The sequence below is a fragment of the Peribacillus sp. NPDC096447 genome (assembly GCF_044762725.1).
Taxonomy (GTDB): Bacteria; Bacillota; Bacilli; order Bacillales; family DSM-1321; genus Peribacillus.
Genome location: NZ_JBIWEV010000009.1, coordinates 17291 through 34844 on the forward strand (window position 1 = coordinate 17291; position 17554 = coordinate 34844).

Consider the following 17554-nt stretch of genomic DNA (forward strand, 5'->3'; position numbering starts at 1 on the left):
ATGAGATTTATCGATCGACATCAAGCACAGGTACGTATTCTAAGGTTGGAACGACGACATCCACAAGTTTTATGAATAGCGGCCTGACAACCAATCAATCGTATTATTACAAAATGAGAGCATACCGAACGGTCGGAAGTACGAAAGTTTATAGCAATTACTCAGCTATTGTTACGGCAAAACCGATACCAGCTGTACCAAGTTCAGTTAAAGCCGCATCTTCTTCCTATAATAGTGTAAGAACTAGTTGGACCGCAGTAAGTGGAGCAAGTGGGTATGAAGTATATCGGGCCACATCAAGCACAGGGACTTATTCTCTTGCAGGATCAACAACCTCAACAAGTTATACTAATACAGGACTTACAACGAATAAACCATATTATTACAAAATTAGAGCTTACAGGACCGTAGGAAGTATGAAGGTATATAGTAATTATTCAACTGTAGTTACTGCAAAACCAGTACCAACTGTTCCAACTAATTTTAAGGCAACCAGAATAAGTTCAACCAGCTTAAAGCTGACATGGGTCTCTGTATCTGGAGCAAGTGGCTATGAACTTTACAGGTCTACATCATTCTCAGGAACATATAATCTACTAAAAAGCACAACTTCCTTATATTATACAAATAGTAGTTTAACAACAGGAAAGACATATTATTATAAATTAAGAGCATATAGAACGGTTGGCACAACAAAGGTATACAGTGGTTGGACAACAATAATTAGTGCCAAACCTTAATTATTATTACCTGAATATGTATAAAAAGCTGACAAAATCAAAGCCCCCACTTCATACAGGAGGGGGCTATTTTCTTTTCACTTACAAACCCGTTCTTTTCTCCGATTTCAAGAGGAGAACATGGAAGAAGCAGTTTGAATGTATATGTTCTTTACAAGATAAGGAAAGCGTATGTGTTTTAGAGGAACACACCTTTTAGGACTCATAAATAATAAAGAGGTGAATGAGGTCCAACCTAGGATCCCCGCGAGTAGCGACCTATGCTCGCTCGGACATCACAACAAGTCTACAAGGCAAGGAGAACAAGGCTAAGGCCGAGGATAAAGAGAGGAACCCAAAGGCCAGGGATGCATTTCTCGTGGCGAGGCCAAGCCCGCGCATGGTCCAAAAATCATGAAGGCAGATAGATCCCCGCGAGTAGCAACCTATGCTAACCGGTAAGTACTGTACAATCTTACGGGTACGTTGATACATCCTTTATATATTATGGGGATGGATCACAGATACTAAACTCTTTTTGACATAAGGTGGAGCTCCTAAAGAATATGAAGGCTTATACAGTATGAATGCAAATATGGCGGCAGCTGAAAGTATAGTGGAGCGTGAAAAAAGTGGAGTATAGATTAACTAAACGCTGAACTGAATCATTAATATAGAGTACTCACCTTAATTGAATTGCAAGATAGGGGAGGAATTATTGGTGATTATGGGAGAACAGCAAAAGAGCGAAAGCAGAGGAAGCAACAAAAACTCCAGAAGAAAAAGCGGCTGAAGCCAAAGCCAAAGCTAAAGAAGCTGCAGAGAAAGCTGAATGCGTTTTTGAGGAGATCCGGGCATACCCTATTTTTTTACCTTTTCCCATAACTAACTCTTCCTTTCAACCTACTTATCTACTTCATTTATTATACAACTTAAATTTTACAAACAAAATCCACTTAAACTGGCATTTTTAAATGTCTATTATGAGTGTACTCAAAATTTACATTTTGCATTTGTGTTATTGTAACTTTGTGTTATCAACTAAATGAATCTAGTATGGAATTTTACTTGTGCAACTAACGGGGCAGGATAGTTCAATAAGAAACCCAATGAATCCCATGGTATAATATGTAATAAAAATACATAAGAGCCTCACAAGGGGGAGTTATTAATGTTTCAGTTTTTTCTTATTGTTGGGATAGTAAGTATTGTTATTTCAGGCGTTTTTATCGGAGCATGGACCGGTGGACAACAACAAAGAGCAAATTTTCATTCAGAAACAACAAGAAAACGAAGCTTTAGAACGAAATTAGCATTAATCTCGGGTCTCATAGCTGTAATATCTTTGGGGATTTCTGGATTAATATACTTTGTATAACAATACTTTGTTCGTCAACAAACGGGTCTTTACTTCAATAAGGAAGGTTGCTGAGGCAGCCTTTTTCTTATGGCACTAACGGGGCAGGATAGTTCAACAAAATTCTGATTTTACTCAAAAACTACAATTATAAATGTAGCTTGATTCAGGCTAATATCTGGATAATCCAAATATTGGTATGATACAGTAAATATAAGGAATTTATAGATATCATAACGAGGTGGGACGAGAAATGATAAAGGGTCTTTACGAGGCACATTTACCTGTAAGTAATCTTGAAAACTCAATAAAATTTTATAAAAAGTTAGATTTAGAAATTGCATATCAAAATGATAAATTAGCTTTCTTCTGGATTGAGAAAGGTAAAAGTTGGCTTGGTCTTTGGGAAACAAACCATGTAGAAATTCCGTACCATCCTTCAATACGCCATGTAGCTTTACAAATAGATATAGAGGACATGACATCAGCAAAAGATTGGTTAAATAGTAAAGGAATCGAAATTCGTACAACCTTTGACTTAACTGAGGAACAACAACCATTAGTTCTTGATAACAATCCACAAGCTCACGCAGCTATTTATTTTGATGACCCAGACGGAAATGCTCTTGAATTGATTGCTCCTTTAAGATTGGACTTTAAGGAATACTTTGGAGACATGTCATTAGAGGATTGGTATAGACGAAATACTGCTCACAACTAATTCTGCTCTGCTTCAGTAACGGATTATTGAGTTTAACAAGGGGATTGGTGGCAATCCTTTTCTTTATGGAACTAATGGGTGCTTTAGTTCTATAAGGGGTTACTGTGGCAGCCTTTTTCTAATGGAACTATCGGGGCAGGTTAGATGGATTGCCTGCCGAAGAATAGGAGTGGTTTGTATTTATGGCAATAACAAAGAAAAGATTTTTCATTAGTTATATAGTGGGTTTCATACTCATGTATATTGCAAGCTCTGGTCTGCAATACTTCAGGGGGCAAACGATAAATTGGTTAGAGAATTTAGCATACGCATTCTGTTTCGTAGCATTTCATTGCCTTTTTAGTTGGTTATGGGGAGATTTTGATAAGAAAAAAGCCGATCGCTAATACATAGTTTGTGTTAACTCTACAATAAGTCTTATAGAACTAACGGGTGCGTTAGTTCATTAAGGATCACAAAAATAATCAAGAAGATTAAAAAAATAAGTTGTGTTCGAAAAAGGGGAGGGTATAGATATTGCCTTCCCCTTTGTGTTTACAGATAAATTTATATGACGTATATAATGTACTCGATTTTGTATCTCAAAACAGTTAGAGATTGAATTGGTGCGGTTTTGAGTGGATTAATAACTATATGTACTCAAATTCATGTCCCCAATGTACTTATCTTTGTGTCTTCGTACAACGGGGTAGGATAGTTCAACAAGGGTTTGTTTATTTTTATCTTTTTAAGAGAGTTAATATTATGTTTTTGGAGGGAATTATGAGGGAAATTACTTTGTCTAATGGAAAAACAGTTGAAGTCGAATGTTTAAGTTGTGCTTTAACAAGTGGAGAAATAGAACCGGATGGTGGTGTAATAGTCGAAACTGAATATTTTCATGCTCACCAAGACGTTGCATATCCCATTAAAGGTTTAGTAATTTTAGCCTCTAAACGCCATATTAAGTGCTTTGACGAATTAAATGACTTAGAAAAGGTTGATTACATAAACTTATTATCTAAGATTAGAAAAGCTCAAAGGGAAGTATTAGGGATAGAACATGTTTATTACTTTTATAATGAAGATACTACTCACCATTTTCATACTTGGATGGTTCCTCGATATGAATGGATGTACGATTTTGGACGTTCTGTGGAATCTGTTAGACCAGTTTTGCTCCATGCAAGAAACAAATTGAATACTGATGAAAATGTAAAAAGTGTAATTGATGGAATTAAGGCTTTAAAAAAAGAACTATACACTTAATCCTTCCTTGTCCCACTAACAGTCGCTTTGGTAGCTCTTTTTCTTAATGAACGGGTGTAGCTGAAGATCGGAGCTGTCTTTAAGACAGCTTTTTCTTATGGAACTAACGGGGCAGGATAGTTGCATAAGGATTCAGTAAAGAAGTTTTTCAAAATAGAAAAAGAATAGATAAGGATATAAGTTTTTAAGTCTGGGGGATTCATATGCCATTTGAGCAATGTCATAGCATTACTTCTTTAATGTCAGGGTTTAATAAAACGTGGTTCTTTGCAGGTGGTTGGGCAATTGACCTTTTTATCGGCAGAGAAACAAGAGAACATCAAGATATAGAGATTGCACTATTTCGAGAAGACCCATTATATCTGAAGGAATATCTCAAAGAATGGGATTTTAAAAAGGTTATTAAAGGTAAATTCTACACTTGGGAAAATGAGTTTTTAGAGTTACCTATTCACGAAATACACGCTTTGAATAAGTCAAATGGAGATAAATTAGAAGTTCTTCTAAATGAAACAAAGGAAAATGATTGGAAATTCAGAAGGGATTTAACGATTTCCCATCCACTTAAGTCAGTTTGGAGTTATTCTGATACAGGCATTCCTTATCTAAATCCAGAAATTGTACTTTTATATAAAGTAAAAAACACAAGAGAAAAAGACCATCAAGACTTTATGGAGATAATAGACAAACTAGATAATCAGAGGAAAAAATGGCTTCATTACGCTATACAATTGCACGAACCAGAACACAAATGGCTTCAATTCTTAACATAATGTCATAAAGAACTAAAGGGGCAGGATAGTTGAAGAAGGAATTTGTATTTACTTCTAGAATATACATAATTAGGTAATATGGAGGTGGGTGCTTAAATGGATAAGGGCAGTATTTTCGCCCTGCTCGGCTCCAATGGGGCGGGCAAGACAACGGTTGTCAAAGAAGATTACTTACGGAATAATGGTGACTTTGAATTTGATGAAACCGAGAATAAACGTCCGATGAACATATGGCTCTATGCTAAGTGCAGGACATTTCTCGATTCTGATCACCCAGAACAGGATGTGAGTCATCTTTTGATTGCCAATATTCAGTCTCTTTGATGCATCGAACACGCTTTCAAGCATTGATAACAAAAGATGTAGAACAATAGGGCTGATAAAAAAGTAAAGAGAGGGAAACCAAATGAAAAAGATTACAACGGGACAAAGCAACACTGGCTTATCCGAAACAGGGCTACGCAGAATGCGCGACGTGCTGGCACGGCATGTCGAGTCCGGGAAGATTCCTGGGCTCGTCGCCCTGGTCAGCCGGTACGGTGAGACGCACGTCGAAGCGATCGGCACGATGCGCCATGACGGTGGCGCGCCGATGCGCCGGGACACGATCTTCCGGTTGGCGTCCACTTCCAAGCCGCTCGCGGTCGCGTCGGTGATGATCCTGCTCGACGAGTGCAAGCTGCATCTGGACGACCCAGTAGATACGTGGTTGCCCGAACTCGCCGACCGGCAGGTGCTGAAACGGGCCGACGGCCCGCTGGACGACACCGTGCCGGCACGGCGGCCGATCACCGTACGGGACTTGTTGACCTCCACGTTCGGGCTCGGAGTGGATATTACGTTGATGGGCTCCCCGATCCAGAACGCGATCTTTGAGAGTGGGATATATGACACGCCAGGGGCGGAGTTGCCCGAGCCGGGTGAGTGGATGCGCCGCCTGGGCACACTCCCGCTGAGCTACCAGCCCGGAGAGCGGTGGCAATACCACGTCAGCAACGAAGTGCTCGGCGTGCTCGTCGCCAGAGTCACGGGTCAGACGTTCGAGACGTTCCTGCGCGAACGCATCCTCGATCCGCTGGGGATGAAGGACACTGGTTTCTACGTGCCCGCCAACAAGATTGACCGGCTGCCGCCCGCCTTCAACCCCGATCCGCAGACCGGAGAGTTCATCATGTGGGACGAGGCCGCAGGCGGACGCTACAGCCGACCTCCAGCGTTCCAAGCAGGTGGCGGTGGGCTGCTCTCAACCGTCGACGACTATCACGCGTATTTACGGATGCTGCTGAACCAAGGGATGCACGGGACCGAACGGATCCTGTCCCGGCCCGCCGTCCAGCTGATGACCACCAACCGCCTCACGCCCGAGCAACAAGCCGCCCGAGACGCCCTGGCCAAAAACAACGTCCATTTGTCGCACGGCCAAGGGCAGCACGGCGGCTGGGGCTTCGGGATGGCGGTGCGCACCTACCGTGGTGACTACGCGTCCATCGGCCAGTTCGGCTGGGACGGTGGAACCGGCACCACGACGTACGCCGACCCGGACAAACAGCTCACCGGAATCCTGCTCACCCAGGTCGGGATGTCCACCCCGGATTCAGCGCGGCTTATCCACGACTTCTGGACCATGGTCTACCAGGCAATCGAAGACTGACACCGAGCCCGCGCCTGGTACGCCCGCCCTCAACCCACGACACCCAACGGTCAGCCCCCTGGCGGCCGATTGGAAGCAAAAGTTGCCTTTAAAAATGCTCTTTATATATTTATCAAGGTTTCTTGGATTAATTTGATCAAACTTTGTTTCAAATCTACATTAGTTAAGAAGGTTAGACCTAAATTTTGATTTACCTTTATAAAACAAAAAAGCCCCTCTCGATTATGAGAAGGGCCTTTTAAGTTGGAATAGTGGAGTAGCTGGTTAATATTATTGTCTTCCAACAAAATACATTTTATACCAAAACCTCTCTTAAGAGGGCTTACCACTCAACCCCATTTCTTTGTAAATTGTTTGCATCCATTTTGGAATAATAAAAGGAAAATCAGCTTATGTTGGAGGGTTCTTGGTTGCTACTGGAACCATCATGCTGTGGCTTTGAAATAAAGTCACGATGTTTGTAAAAAAGATGGGATGTTTAAAATAAAGTCGTGACGTTTATAAGGACAATTTTCTGAAAAAACAGGTGCGTTAGCTTAAGATAAAAACTGTCCTTTAAAGCAGTTTTTCCTTATGGAACTAAAGGGGCAGTTTAGTTGAAGAAAGTAATATCTGTGAGTTGATTTTAGTCTAGGAATACTTGATAATGTTGTGGTATAAATTAGTTTACAAAAGGATGACTGTCATGAAAAAAGCAGAGGAAATAGCCTCCTAAATCCAATAAAACATATTAGGAGGCGTGTATATGAAATTCAATATAATTGATCGTGAAAATTGGAATCGAAAAGAGTACTTTGAACACTATTTACAACAACAAACAACATTCAGTATAACGAATGAAATTAATATTACTGTTCTTATGAAGAACTTAAAGAAGAAGAATTATAAGTTATATCCTGCGTTTATTTTTATGATTACAAAAATAGTTAATTCCCATCGAGAATTTAGAACCAGTTTTAACCCAGAAGGGAATTTAGGTTATTGGTCAGAAATATTGCCTTCTTATACAATTTTTGATAAGAAGACATACACATTTTCTAGCATCTGGTCACCAAATGTAAATAGGTTTTCTGAATTTCATACTCAGTATGAAAAAGATGTAGAAGAATACAATGGTACGGGTAGTTTATTTCCAAAGACTCCTATACCAGATAATAATATTCCGATATCTATGATCCCTTGGAGTTCTTTTACAGCATTTAATTTAAATATTAATAATGGTGGAGATTTTCTCTTACCCATTATAACTGGGGGTAAATATTCTCAAATAAAAGATGAATTGTACTTACCTGTTTCGTTACAAATTCATCATGCTGTTTGTGATGGTTATCATGCAAGTGTTTTTATGAATGACTTACAAAGGTTTGCTGATGAAAGTGCAGACTGGCTCTAGTTGTTCATTGGGAAAATATCTAAAAGGGGAACTGTGAAAGCAGTTCCTTTTTTTATAGAATTACAACCAAAGTTTGTGAATAAATGTACTTAAACTAACGGGTGCGTTAGTTCATTAAGGATCACAAAAATAATCAAGAAGATTAAAAAAATAAGTTGTGTTCGAAAAAGGGGAGGGTATAGATATTGCCTTCCCCTTTGTGTTTACAGATAAATTTATATGACTGTATATAATGTACTCGATTTTGTATCTCAAAACAGTTAGAGATTGAATTGGTGCGGTTTTGAGTGGATTAATAACTCTATGTACTCAAATTCATGTCCCCAATGTACTTATCTTTGTGTCTTCGTACAACTAACGGGGCAGGATAGTTCCATAAGGTCCCATTCCTTTTTTGGTTAATTTGGCAACGGGTGAATTGAAACATCATTGATTCGGGAAACGTATAAGAAGAAACTATAAAAAAGGAATTGAAGGAAATTGGCACAGTATTTCTCTTTACTAATCTTGTCATTTGTAATGCTTGTAGGGATGTCGGCTTATTTTTGGCATTTTTATAAATTGAAAAAGAAAAACGGAGATTCGTATAAGATACCGATCAAGGACATTCTTGGAGTCGCCTTTTTATTTCTCCTATCAGGATTCCTGTTTGTTTATTCTTTGTTAGACCTGCCTAACGTTTTAGCTGATAGGACGAAACAATATAAAGGGGATTGTGAAATCGTCATATTCGATATTACAAGAGGGGGACATACAGAAGTTAACTTTGGAAAGAATGGCATTATGTTTCCTAAGAATTATCAGGGTGTAGAAGAAGGTAACTACTACTGTGAAGTGGAGTATTATCCACAAACTGAACAAGGAAAGTCATTGAGAGTTTATCAGTCAAAAGGCGGAAAACTAATGAATGAAAAATAGTGTCCCTTCATCAACTAACGGGTGCGTTAGCTAAAGATTAGAGCTGTCTTTAAGGCAGCTCTTTCTTTATGGAACTATCGGGGCAGGATAGTTACAAACAATTATATGCGAGGTTACAACTGCAACAATAAGATGAATTTGTATATATCAATAAATTGGATTAAATGGATAATTATGTTTTAATCGGAATATCGATACGTTTTATAAATAGACTTGCTACATAATTAGATATACAAGGAAGGTGTTATTATCCATGGAAATTAAATCGATTGTTTTACAGACAAACAGTTTAATGGAAATGAAAAATTTCTATATTAATACGTTAGGCTTTTCTCTAATTAATGAGGATAAGAATAGCTTTCGAATTTCTGTTGGTACAGGTGAATTTGAGTTTACAACAAAAGAAGTAGAAGATAACCCCTATTATCACTTTGCTTTTAACATACCAGCTAACAAATTTTATGAAGCAAAATCATGGGCAAAAGAAAGAGTAAGTTTACTTGTTGAAGATGGGGTAGATGAAGCTAATTTTGCTCATTTACCTGCCCATGCTCTTTATTTCTATGATCCTTCTGGTAATATAGTAGAATTTATTTCAAGATATGAAATTGCTGAAGATAGTATTGAGCCTTTTTCTGTTAAAAGTATTTTAAACATAAGTGAAATAGGTTTAATCGTAGAGGACACTATAAGTGTAAGTGAAAAATTAAATGAAATTGGTTTGACCGAGCGTGACAATGATCCAATAAGTAGAAAATCCCTTAATTTCATGGGGGAAAGAAGGAATGGAATATTTATTATATTAGCTCAACCTGGGAGAAGATGGATATTTTCTGATAAAACATCTGCCATATTTCCTCTTGAGATTACATTAATAAATAACAATAAAATAATTATCAATTCCGATAATGAATTTCAGATAAATCGGGACGAGCACAAGGGAGAGTTATTTTCTGAAACGTAATATCTGTTAGAATACCATTTCAGTAGAGATCAATAATGAACTAACGGGTGCTTTACTTCCATAAGAGAGTTGCCTCACTCAGCAGTTCTTTTTCTTATTGGGCTAAAGGGGCAGGTTTGCGGAAGAAAATATGTGAAAATCATACAAATAATGTGTTTAGATTAAGCTGTAAGATACAAAAACCCAGGGAGGTGCTCATATGGAAAAACCTATACATTATACAATAGAACCTCCTGAAAATTTTAAGCAATTACTAACCTTATATGAATCTTTAGGATGGAATTCACTTAAATTAACAGTTAATGATTTGAAACAAATGTGCACTCAAAGTTGGTATGCAATTTATGCTTTTGATGAACAACAGTTAGTGGGTATGGGACGTGTTATTTCAGATGGTGTGATTACTGGAGTGGTATGTGGAGTGTGTGTACTACCGAGCTACCAGTCCAAAGGAGTCGGCAAAGAAATGTTGAACCGAATAATTGAACATTGTGAGCAAAATCGAGTAATTCCTCAACTTATGTGTGTAGAAAGTTTGGAATCATATTATGAAACTTTTGGATTTGAGAAGTTTACCATTGGTATGACAAAGAATATAAATCGATAAGTTTAATTTGTTGTCTAATTAAAGGGTGCTTTACTTCAAAAAGGGAGTTGCTGCGGCAGCCTTTTTCTTATGGAACTATCGGGGCAGGATAGTTCAACAAGGATTTTTAGTAAAAACATGATGATACCTCATATTTATCATAAAAAACACTTCTTCTTAAGTTAGAATATAGAGATACTTTGAGGGTAAATAAGAAAAAATGAGGGAAAAATGATGAAAACTTATCCTTTAACAGAAGATGATTTTAAATTAATTGATGAAGCTAAAAGTAAAATTACTCACCTCTATGATGATGATAGACATCATGTAGGAGCAGCGTTAAAAACAAAGTCGGGAAATATTGTCTCTGCGGTACATATAGAAGCATACATTGGACGGATTACAGTATGTGCTGAAGCTATCGCGATTGGAAATGCAATTTCAAACGGAGAAAAATACTTTGATACAATTGTTGCCGTTAGACATCCATATTCAGATGAAAAAAATAGAGAGTTAAGAGTAGTTAGTCCGTGTGGGATGTGTAGGGAATTAATCTCCGATTATTCACCAGATTGTTTTGTTGTTTTAGATATAGATGGCGAGTTACAGAAAACTAAAATTGGTGAACTAATTCCACTTAAATATAGTCGAGAATCATAAATGAAAAACCTTAATGAACTAACGGGTGCGTTAGCTGAAGATTAGAGCTGTCTTTAAGGCAGCTTTTTATGGAACTATCGGGGCAGGATAGTTGAATAAGAAACGGCTAAAAAGGAAGGGTTTTACTGTTTTTACTAGAACATATAAAAATATATGGAAAGACCCATTATTTTTTAATAATGGATCTTTTAGGTAATTAGTTTACAGAAAAATGTATAATACTCCTATATGTTAGTTAAGAAAGGAGCGATCAAAGATGAAAAAAGCATTAACAGGCATTTCTTTCTTTTTCTTTTTCCTTAGTTTATTTGTATTTTTATTGATATTCAGTGGTGCAGCCGGAAAAATGGGCATAATGGGGGGGAATGCATTTTATTTAGCAATGTCCACTCCTTTTATAGGATTGATACTGTCCTTTTTCGCACAAAAAGGCAAAGTAAAAATCGCAGCTATATCATTGAATGCAATAGCTACTTTTTTTTCTGGAATCATCTTAGTGGCCGTTACGGTTTTAAATTCATACGACTGATAATACCCTTATTCAGCTAATGAAATAGTTAACGAGATAATTAAAAAAGCTTAGTCCCAGAACTGATTCTGCTTGTAATTGAATAAGTTAGGTATTAACGGCCTTCTAATATCAGTCAAACTCATTGACCTTATTGAACAATAGGGAGCTGAGTTGAACAATGGAGGTAACTGCGACACCTCTTTTTCCTATTCCAAAGTTATTTTGTGAAGGATTGTACTTAAACTAACGGGTGCGTTAGCTGAAGATCGGAGCTGTCTTTAAGGTAGCTTTTTCTTTATGGAACTATCGGGGCAGGTTAGTTCTATAAGGAAATGAGGACTAATGTGTAAATTTATACCATAAAATTGAAACTAAATAGTATAAGGGCATGTTTTGATTAATCTTTTTTCAAAACATGCTCTTTCTATTTTATTCATTTATCAAGGTTTCTTGGAATAATTTGATCAAACTTTGTTTCAACTCTACATATAATGTTCACCATACAAACTCAGGATTAAATTCCTCTGGATCCATCGTTGCTTTTATATAGGTAACTGGGTTCTCGTTAGGCATTGTGATAGTTAATTCGTTTTCTTCTTTGTTTAACTCTAAAGTGAAAAATGAATTCCTGTTTGATCCTTCTTTACTAGGCATTATGGCAGTTATTTTATTATCCGTTGATTCTGCTAGTTTGAAATATTTTCTATCCTTTTTTTCGTTTTTCTTCCCGATATTTTCCAATATATAGCCTTTATTATCGGATAATGAAATCATTATGTATGACTTATCTGTTATCCAGCCACCATATATATGATACTTGGCTGCTTCAGGAAGGCTGTTAGTTCTTGTAGGTTCTGCCTTTGTTATCCCTTCTTGGTTATTTACCTTTTCAGGATTAGTGATATGTTCGTTGTCACAAGCAGCAAGACTAACTAAAAGCAGGAGTCCTACAGTAAATTTTTTTATAAACACGAGCGAGTCCTCCTAAAAAGTTTTTAGAAAACGGAAAAATAACCTCATTATATAATTATGGGGTTATTTCCTTTTTTTTCAACTGTTGTTTACCCAATAAGCTGGTTACATACCAGTTTTTTTGTTTTTATAGTTCTATTCATCTCTTTTTCATACCCATTAAAGTCGTTTTCTTATGGCACTAACGGAGCAGTTTAGTTGAAGAAGGAATTATAAAAGTTACCCAAGAATATATAGAATTACGACATTGTTATATAGGTAATGTCTAAGGGCAAATAGAAAAATAGGAGAGGGGAGATATAAATGATAGGAATCAGGAACGGAACTTTGGCAGTGTCTGGGGCGAAACTCTATTATGAAGTACGTGGCTCTGGTCCTCTACTTTTGATGATTCATGGTGGAGGTGGAGACGCAGATAAATTCCAATTTGTCGCAGACAATCTTGCTAACCGGTACACAGTGGTTACCTACGACCGACGTGGACATTCCCGCAGTAGTCTCTTCAATGAAACTGAGAATTACCACGTGAAGACACATAGCGACGACGCTCACCGTCTGCTAGCTAACTTGACCGATGAACCGGCATACGTATTTGGAAGCAGCTCTGGTGCTGTCATCGGACTCGATTTATCCATACGCCACCCGGAGCAACTACGAATATTGATACCACACGAACCTGTTTTATTGCAATTATTATTCGGCAATGAGCTAGTACAGGCAAAGCTATTCTTGGAATCCCTTAAGAAGAATCATCAAAGTGAGGTCTTAAAGTTATTGTCAAATTCGGAAAGGGACACAATTAACTCCGAGAAATCGAAGGATGCGATAACGGAGCGTCTTTTAAATAATTCAACGTACTTTGTTGAACATGAGATCCCGGGGATTATAAACTATTCACTAGATATTGATAAATTGAAGAATGTATTAAAATCTTCATCGATACAGGTACTTCCAGCCGGTGGCATTGCTTCACGAGAATTTTTTGCTTATGGATGCTCGGTAGCTTTAACGGAACAACTAGGAGCAAATTTTGTGGAGTTTCCAGGGCATCATGGGGGCTACAATTCTGAGCTGCATAAGAAGTTTGCTGAGAGGCTGCACGAGGTTCTACGTTAATATCCAAGACGGAATTTAAACTGAAGGAAATAAGACAATTGGAATTTTTAGCTCAAGATGGCTGGGAAACCTATACAGTGCAAGACTTTCTAAAATGGAACTGAGATTAACCAGTTCTTTTTTTGCGGATGTTTACAAATAACCAAGGATAAGGGAGAAGCTAGGGCAGCCTTTTTCTTATGGAACTAACGGGGCAGTTTAGTTGAAGAAGAAAAAAAATGATAAATAGGTTAAATGGGATAATGTGGTGTATTAGAGTATAATTGGATTGCAATTAGAAAGGGTGGGGAATTGAAAAAATCGGGTTTGTTCAACATATTAGCAGGACTTATAATCATTGTAGTACAGGTTTTTCATATCGTGAAAAATGGGGGAGATCCTTTATTCCATGGTATTATAATAGGTTTATTTGTAGTTTCGTTTATTATGGAACGAAAGGGTGTTAGCTCCGTTTACTGGGCAGGAATAACCATCTTATTGTTGTTGTTCTCCTTATGGACTATGCTTCCGCAATTGTTTTTTGGACCTTAAGGTAATGAAAAAACCCCGTTTAAAAAAACGAGGTTTTTTTATTCTTTATTTTTGTCAGAAACTCGCTTTAACTCATAAATTGTAGTTTTAAAATAAAGTCGTACCGTTTATAAAAATGATAAACCGTAATCCAATACTTGATTTTGGTTTTCCTTAATGAACTAAAGGGGCAGGTTAGTTCCATAAGAAGAGCGAACTTACATAGTATAAAGACTTACAAAAATTAATCGAGAGGACTAAATAAATGGGGAAAATAAATGAAATTATTTATGGCCTTATAAACCAAGGCATAATAAAAAATGATGATATAGACATAAAGAAATTAAAAAGTGGTACTACAAATGGAGTTCTATATACTCTACATAATAACGGAATACCAAAATATGTGATTAAAATGGACAAACCTAAATTAATAGCTGCAACAGAGGCTTTTCTCCTTACTTATAAAGATGTAAATTTGTTGCCCAATGTACTTTATACAGACGAGAAAAAAGAATTTATAGTATACTCTTATGTTTCTGGAGAAACTCATTTTAATCGAGGTTCTAAAATTGAATGGATGACTATTTTAATTAAGGAACTATTAAATAAATACAAAAAAGTAAACAAAGAAAACTGGGGAAGAGTAAATGGAATACATAGAAATTCATGGGCGGACTTCAATTTAAGTAGTTTGGAATTCGCCCAAGAGGATATAGGCAATTTATTACCAAGTGAGGATCATAAAAAAGTAGAGTTATTGGTTAATAAATTGAAAACATACGAACATCAAGAAGAGAAGTATTACCTTCATGGAGATGCTGGTGTTCATAATTTTGTATATAAGGGCAACAAATTAAATGGGGTTATTGACCCTATGCCTTTAATCGGCCCAAAAATTTATGATTTTACGTATGCTTTTTGCTCTTCTCCAGACGATTTAAATTTAGAGACGCTGTTGTCATCTTTCTCATTATTGACTCAAGATGTCCCCTTTAATATAGAAAGGCTTTTGGAGGAAGTTATTTTTCAATTATACACACGTATAGGCGTTTGTATTAGGGTTCACCCACATGACTTAAGTGGCTATCTTAAAGCTTGGAAAGAATGGAGAATATATCTGCCTTCAATGTAAATAGCGATTCTTAGTGAACTAACGGTGCGTTAACTGAAGAACAGAGCTGTCTTTAAAGGCAGCTCTTTCTTAAGGAACTAACGGGGCAGGTTAGTTCCTTAAGGATTTTCCCCTCCATTATTATAAGTTATATAATGAGGACGGCATTTTTGGAGGTAGTGAATTAGGTGAAATTTGTAAGGTGCCGTTATTCAAGAATTATACATATTATTCGCAATACAGAAAAGTGAGTGAATTTGCCCAATCGTACATATACCGTTGCCCCATTGTACATTTTCTTTTTATTTGTTTTCCTCTACAATTAATAATAAATATGTATAAAAATTTCAACTCATGAGAATTGCTATACCAATAATAATAAATGTGGTGAATAAACTGAATAATTTTAACGATCAAAACCATTTTTCTTATACAATATCGGATTCTTTCATAGTAAATAAGATCCCTATTCTATTATGGATAACATTAGTATATATAGGTGCAATAGTGTTGCAATATATTAATAAGCCACTTTTCATGCCTTTTTTTATAGTTGCGATAATTATTGCCATTCATATTTTACTTTATTGGTTTTCAGATACATTAACTAAAAATAAGCACACTTATTATTTTATAATACAAGGCTTGATTATTTTTATTGCATCTTTCATATTACCGAAAGGATCAATTGTACTATTAGTAGGTTTGCTCCCAATTTTGATAGCTCAAAGCATAACTATATTTCATCAAACATTTAAAGTCGTTTTTGTTTTTTCTCTTTTCTATATTCTATATTGCATAGCTATTATCATTAATTATGATATTAGTGAATTGCCTAAGTTTATCCCCATATTCTTTTTTATACTGATAATTGTGAGTTTTTACTCAATTATTTACAATAGGCAGGTTAATGCTAGAATTCGTATGCAATACTATTTGAATCAATTGGAATTCGTACACAAAAAAGTAGAAGAGCTAACTTTGTCAAATGAACGGCAGAGGATGGCAAGAGATTTACATGATACATTAGCACAAGGTTTAGCAGGTTTAATTATGCAACTAGAGGCGGTGGAGTCACATTTACAAAAAGGGAATGCTGTGCGATCTCAAGAAATCATTCTTATGTCTATGGAACATGCGCGTAAGACATTGCGTGATTCAAGGGTAGCTATTGACAATTTAAGATTAAAATCTTTAGGCGAAAAAGATTTTAGAGAAGCAGTAATTGATGAGATAAATAAATTTTCAGAAGCAACTTCCATTCCAGTAGAATATGACATTCAGGCTATTTATAAATTAAATAATTTAATACGCGAACATAGTCTTTATATCATAAGTGAAGGTTTAACTAATATAGCTAAGCATTCAAAAGCTACAAAAGCAAAAATTACACTAAATGAGGGAAATAAATTATTGTATATAGCAATGGAAGATAACGGAATAGGATTTTCGGATAAATTAATAGGTAAACAACCTGGTAAATATGGCTTACTTGGCTTACATGAACGTGTTCGCCTAATTGGAGGTCATATAAATATTCAGAGTAATCATGACGAGGGTACAAACATTTATGTGAAAGTACCTTTAAATGGAAAGGGGTATTCATGAAATATAATGTGTTGATTGTGGATGATCATATGGTGGTTAGGGAAGGATTGAAATTAATTTTAGAAACAAACGATTTATACCATGTTCTAGGTGAAGCCGAAAATGGTCAAATTGCTCTTCAGATTATTGAAAATCAACGTCCAGATGTTATTTTGATGGATTTGAATATGCCAATTATGAGTGGTTTAGATACAATTAAAGCGATTAATGATCAGAAAATTTCCATTCCTATCATTATCTTGACTACTTATAATGAAGATGAATTGATGTTAAAAGGAATAGAGCTAGGTGCAAAAGGATACTTATTAAAGGATACTAGCAGGGAAGTCTTATTTCGCACTATAGATTCAGCAATCAGAGGCGAAACGTTAATACAACCAGAGATTATGATGAAAATAATAAACAAAAAAGAAAATAAAGAACTTGAAGTTACTCCCCATAAAACAAATTTAACAGAAAAGGAGCTATTTATATTACAAGCAGCAGCCAAAGGATTTCGAAATAAAGATATAGCTTTTGATTTGGGGATTGCAGAAAGAACAGTTAAGGCCCATTTAACTAATATTTTTAATAAGCTTAATGTATCTAATAGAATGGAAGCAGTAACTGTTGCATTAAATCAAGGATTAATCAATATATAGAATTATGCCCTTTCGTACATTGGAGCTTGCCCATCCGTACGATTTTTTTTTTTCTTTTTTCGTCTAAAATAAAGTTTGTATCTAGTGAGTAA

The 17554-nt window shown here is 36.3% G+C and carries 19 protein-coding genes; 17 read left to right on the top strand and 2 right to left on the bottom strand.

Annotated features, from left to right (window positions below):
- A partial coding sequence (locus ACIQZD_RS23155) for a fibronectin type III domain-containing protein (protein WP_402906762.1) occupies positions 1-740 on the top strand: 740 nt, incomplete at its 5' end.
- Between the two features lie 694 nt (positions 741-1434).
- Here ACIQZD_RS23155 and ACIQZD_RS23160 read toward each other — a convergent pair.
- Positions 1435-1602: a hypothetical protein gene (locus ACIQZD_RS23160; RefSeq protein WP_402906764.1), complete on the bottom strand. Its 168-nt coding sequence runs from the start codon at positions 1600-1602 to the stop codon at positions 1435-1437.
- A 288-nt stretch (positions 1603-1890) separates the two neighbouring features.
- Here ACIQZD_RS23160 and ACIQZD_RS23165 point away from each other — a divergent pair, with 288 nt between their 5' ends.
- The 12 genes from ACIQZD_RS23165 (at position 1891) to ACIQZD_RS23220 (ending at position 11519) form a co-directional block, all read left to right on the top strand.
- A complete protein-coding gene (locus tag ACIQZD_RS23165) occupies positions 1891-2097 on the top strand; it encodes a DUF5316 family protein (RefSeq protein WP_402906766.1) in 207 nt (68 codons plus the stop codon).
- 232 nt (positions 2098-2329) lie between these two features.
- A complete protein-coding gene (locus ACIQZD_RS23170; RefSeq protein WP_402906768.1) occupies positions 2330-2797 on the top strand; it encodes a VOC family protein in 468 nt (155 codons plus the stop codon).
- A 762-nt stretch (positions 2798-3559) separates the two neighbouring features.
- Positions 3560-4045: an HIT family protein gene (locus ACIQZD_RS23175; RefSeq protein ID WP_402906770.1), complete on the top strand. Its 486-nt coding sequence runs from the start codon at positions 3560-3562 to the stop codon at positions 4043-4045.
- Positions 4046-4248: 203 nt separating this feature from the next.
- Positions 4249-4818, top strand: coding sequence for a nucleotidyltransferase domain-containing protein (locus ACIQZD_RS23180; RefSeq protein ID WP_402906772.1), 570 nt, complete (start codon positions 4249-4251; stop codon positions 4816-4818).
- 96 nt (positions 4819-4914) lie between these two features.
- Positions 4915-5142: a hypothetical protein gene (locus ACIQZD_RS23185; protein ID WP_317779035.1), complete on the top strand. Its 228-nt coding sequence runs from the start codon at positions 4915-4917 to the stop codon at positions 5140-5142.
- Between the two features lie 82 nt (positions 5143-5224).
- The gene (locus ACIQZD_RS23190; protein ID WP_402906776.1) at positions 5225-6469 is read left to right on the top strand and encodes a serine hydrolase domain-containing protein; all 1245 of its coding nucleotides are present in this window, start codon (positions 5225-5227) and stop codon (positions 6467-6469) included.
- Between the two features lie 745 nt (positions 6470-7214).
- Positions 7215-7862, top strand: a complete 648-nt coding sequence (catA, locus tag ACIQZD_RS23195; protein ID WP_402906778.1) for a type A chloramphenicol O-acetyltransferase — start codon at positions 7215-7217, stop codon at positions 7860-7862.
- A 480-nt stretch (positions 7863-8342) separates the two neighbouring features.
- Complete coding sequence (locus ACIQZD_RS23200; protein WP_402906780.1) at positions 8343-8780, top strand: hypothetical protein; 438 nt, start codon at positions 8343-8345, stop codon at positions 8778-8780.
- 253 nt (positions 8781-9033) lie between these two features.
- On the top strand, positions 9034-9744 hold the full coding sequence (locus tag ACIQZD_RS23205) for a VOC family protein (RefSeq protein ID WP_402906782.1): 711 nt from the start codon (positions 9034-9036) through the stop codon (positions 9742-9744).
- A 199-nt stretch (positions 9745-9943) separates the two neighbouring features.
- Positions 9944-10351, top strand: coding sequence for a GNAT family N-acetyltransferase (locus ACIQZD_RS23210; protein ID WP_260357148.1), 408 nt, complete (start codon positions 9944-9946; stop codon positions 10349-10351).
- Between the two features lie 210 nt (positions 10352-10561).
- Complete coding sequence (locus ACIQZD_RS23215) at positions 10562-10990, top strand: cytidine deaminase (RefSeq protein ID WP_402906785.1); 429 nt, start codon at positions 10562-10564, stop codon at positions 10988-10990.
- Between the two features lie 256 nt (positions 10991-11246).
- Positions 11247-11519, top strand: coding sequence for a hypothetical protein (locus ACIQZD_RS23220; protein ID WP_402906787.1), 273 nt, complete (start codon positions 11247-11249; stop codon positions 11517-11519).
- A 477-nt stretch (positions 11520-11996) separates the two neighbouring features.
- Here ACIQZD_RS23220 and ACIQZD_RS23225 read toward each other — a convergent pair whose 3' ends face one another.
- Positions 11997-12473, bottom strand: coding sequence for a hypothetical protein (locus ACIQZD_RS23225; protein ID WP_402906789.1), 477 nt, complete (start codon positions 12471-12473; stop codon positions 11997-11999).
- Between the two features lie 303 nt (positions 12474-12776).
- Here ACIQZD_RS23225 and ACIQZD_RS23230 point away from each other — a divergent pair, with 303 nt between their 5' ends.
- The 4 genes from ACIQZD_RS23230 to ACIQZD_RS23245 all read left to right on the top strand — a co-directional run bounded on the left by ACIQZD_RS23230 (position 12777) and on the right by ACIQZD_RS23245 (position 17462).
- Entirely contained in the window at positions 12777-13589 is an 813-nt protein-coding gene (locus tag ACIQZD_RS23230) for an alpha/beta fold hydrolase (RefSeq protein WP_402906791.1), read from the top strand.
- A 775-nt stretch (positions 13590-14364) separates the two neighbouring features.
- Positions 14365-15234, top strand: coding sequence for a hypothetical protein (locus ACIQZD_RS23235; protein ID WP_402906793.1), 870 nt, complete (start codon positions 14365-14367; stop codon positions 15232-15234).
- Between the two features lie 489 nt (positions 15235-15723).
- Positions 15724-16821: a sensor histidine kinase gene (locus ACIQZD_RS23240; RefSeq protein WP_402906795.1), complete on the top strand. Its 1098-nt coding sequence runs from the start codon at positions 15724-15726 to the stop codon at positions 16819-16821.
- Complete coding sequence (locus ACIQZD_RS23245) at positions 16818-17462, top strand: response regulator (protein WP_402906797.1); 645 nt, start codon at positions 16818-16820, stop codon at positions 17460-17462. Before ACIQZD_RS23240 ends, ACIQZD_RS23245 begins: the two co-directional genes overlap by 4 nt.
- Positions 17463-17554 lie beyond the last annotated feature (92 nt).